This window comes from Mesorhizobium sp. B2-6-4 (assembly GCF_006441495.1).
GTDB lineage: Bacteria > Pseudomonadota > Alphaproteobacteria > Rhizobiales > Rhizobiaceae > Mesorhizobium.
Genome location: NZ_VFUE01000015.1, coordinates 1 through 2500 on the forward strand (window position 1 = coordinate 1; position 2500 = coordinate 2500).

At 55.1% G+C, this 2500-nt stretch carries 2 rRNA genes (1 of these 2 cut by a window edge); both read right to left on the reverse strand.

The features are described from left to right. Positions 1-155: 155 nt before the first annotated feature. Positions 156-270: ribosomal RNA gene (gene rrf, locus FJ426_RS20855) — 5S ribosomal RNA — on the reverse strand. A gap of 272 nt (positions 271-542) precedes the next feature. After that, positions 543-2500, reverse strand: a 23S ribosomal RNA gene (locus tag FJ426_RS20860) (it continues 853 nt past the right edge of the window).

The window sequence follows — 2500 nt, forward strand, 5'->3', positions numbered from 1 at the left end:
TCTGCTTCGATGTTTGGAAGCGGGCGATTGCCTGCTTCGCGCCGCCAAATTGAAAGGGCCGCTTACGCGGCCCGTTGTCCCGTTGGCGGGCCTGTTCGTGAAGAGAAGATTTCACATCCATCCGATTGGATGTGAGTTTAACGTGCGTTTGGCAGACCTGGCAGCGACCTACTCTCCCGCGTCTTGAGACGAAGTACCATCAGCGCTGGAGCGTTTCACGGCCGAGTTCGGAATGGGATCGGGTGCAGCCGCTCCGCCATAACCACCAGGTCGGCAAAACGCACGTTATTCGAGAAGCTGGGTTAGGGATTGGGCAGTAGGCAATAGTGAATAGGGGATGCCTATTCGCTATTGGCTCGTTGCTCTTCACCTGTCTTTTTGTGCCTGAGCGACATCCACAGTTTGCTTTCGGGCGAAGCCCGCAAGCGCGACTGCGCGTCGCCGGTCGTCCGGCGCCCTCGCGGAGCATAGGCCCGTAAGGGCCGCTCATGCGTGAGCGCTGGCCAGACCATCGTGTTTCACGATGGGCATAAGGAATGAGAACGATCAAGCCGATCGAACTATTAGTACCGGTAAGCTTCAAGCGTTGCCGCTCTTCCACACCCGGCCTATCAACGTGGTCGTCTTCCACGGTTCTCAGGGAATACTCGTTTTAAGGTGGGTTTCCCGCTTAGATGCCTTCAGCGGTTATCCCGTCCGGATATAGCTACCCTGCTATGCGGCTGGCGCCACAACAGGTCCACCAGAGATCCGTCCATCCCGGTCCTCTCGTACTAGGGACAGATCCTTTCAATATTCCTACACCCACGGCAGATAGGGACCGAACTGTCTCACGACGTTCTGAACCCAACTCACGTACCGCTTTAAATGGCGAACAGCCATACCCTTGGGACCTGCTCCAGCCCCAGGATGCGATGAGTCGACATCGAGGTGCCAAACAACCCCGTCGATATGGACTCTTGGGGGTCATCAGCCTGTTATCCCCGGCGTACCTTTTATCCGTTGAGCGATGGCCCTTCCACGCGGGACCACCGGATCACTATGACCGACTTTCGTCTCTGCTCGACTTGTCAGTCTCGCAGTCAGGCAGGCTTATGCCATTGCACTCAGCGAACGATTTCCGACCGTTCTGAGCCCACCATCGCGCGCCTCCGTTACTCTTTAGGAGGCGACCGCCCCAGTCAAACTACCCACCATACATTGTCCCGGACCCGGATAACGGGCCGCGGTTAGACATCCATAGTGATAAGGGTGGTATTTCAAGGGTGGCTCCACCTGAGCTGGCGCCCAGGCTTCAAAGCCTACCACCTATCCTACACATGCCACTACGAATGCCAATGTAAAGCTATAGTAAAGGTGCACGGGGTCTTTCCGTCTAACCGCAGGAACCCCGCATCTTCACGGGGAATTCAATTTCACTGAGTCTATGCTGGAGACAGCGGGGAAGTCGTTACGCCATTCGTGCAGGTCGGAACTTACCCGACAAGGAATTTCGCTACCTTAGGACCGTTATAGTTACGGCCGCCGTTTACTGGGGCTTCGATTCAGAGCTTGCACCCCTCCTCTTAACCTTCCAGCACCGGGCAGGCGTCAGACCCTATACGTCGCCTTGCGGCTTCGCAGAGCCCTGTGTTTTTGATAAACAGTCGCTACCCCCTGGTCTGTGCCACCCTCCTCTGCTTGCGCAGAAAAGGGTCACGCTTCTTCCGAAGTTACGCGTGCAATTTGCCGAGTTCCTTCAGCATAGTTCTCTCAAGCGCCTTGGTATACTCTACCAGACCACCAGTGTCGGTTTCGGGTACGGTCTATAAGGAGGAGCTATTTCCTGGAACCACTCCGCTGCCCGTTCAATCCGATAAGATTGGACAACTTGTGTGATCCGTCACTACCTCCAGGCCCACGAATATTAACGTGGTTCCCATCGACTACGCGTTTCCGCCTCGTCTTAGGGGCCGGCTAACCCTGCTCAGATTAACTTTAAGCAGGAACCCTTGGTCTTTCGGCGGGGGAGTCTCTCACTCCCCTTACGTTACTCATGTCAGCATTCGCACTTCTGATACCTCCACCACCCCTCACGGGTATGGCTTCATCAGCTTACAGAACGCTCCGCTACCGCTCGTGATTGCTCACGAACCCTAAGCTTCGGTGTATGGCTTTAGCCCCGGTACATTTTCGGCGCAAAGACCCTTATTTAGACCAGTGAGCTGTTACGCTTTCTTTAAATGATGGCTGCTTCTAAGCCAACATCCTGGTTGTTTTGGGATCCTCACATCCTTTCCCACTTAGCCATAACTTGGGGACCTTAGCTGTAGGTCAGGGTTGTTTCCCTTTTCACGACGGACGTTAGCACCCGCCGTGTGTCTGCCGACTAGTACTCCCAGGTATTCGGAGTTTGGTTAGGTTTGGTAATCCGGTGAGGACCCCTAGCCCATCCAGTGCTCTACCCCCTGGGGTATTCGGTCGACGCTCTACCTAAATAGATTTCGCGGAGAACCAGCTA